The 316-nt window shown below is 72.5% G+C and carries 1 protein-coding gene; it reads left to right on the top strand.

Annotated elements, in window-relative coordinates; all coding sequences use genetic code 11:
- Positions 1–120: 120 nt before the first annotated feature.
- A partial coding sequence (locus TN53_RS43620) for a hypothetical protein (RefSeq protein ID WP_046264488.1) occupies positions 121–316 on the top strand: 196 nt, incomplete at its 3' end.

Genomic DNA, 316 nt, shown 5'->3' with positions numbered 1-316 from the left:
CTGCGCCCGGCGTTGGTCCAAGCTTACCCTCTCCGACGTGTCGGCCGTCGCCGTCCCCCGTGTCCCCGGACCCGATGCAGCCAACTACGTCCTAGCGACGGCTTGGGAGGTGACGCCGCGGTGAACGGCAGGCCCCGGCAAGCGAACAGCGGCAAACGGATCGCGCTGTCCCGGACCACCCGCAGGCCCACCGTCTCGGTGGCCGCGTTCCATCGGCCGCCCGAGGAGGGCGGCGCCCGCCGGCGCAGAGTCGTGGTGACGCACTGGATCCACCCCGAGGTCGTCGACTACCTGCGCCGGTTCTGCGACCCGGTGG

The organism is Streptomyces sp. WM6386, from assembly GCF_000972385.1.
Taxonomy (GTDB): domain Bacteria; phylum Actinomycetota; class Actinomycetes; order Streptomycetales; family Streptomycetaceae; genus Streptomyces.
Note: the sequence above shows the minus strand (reverse complement) of the source record. Positions and strands in the feature narration are given on the sequence as shown.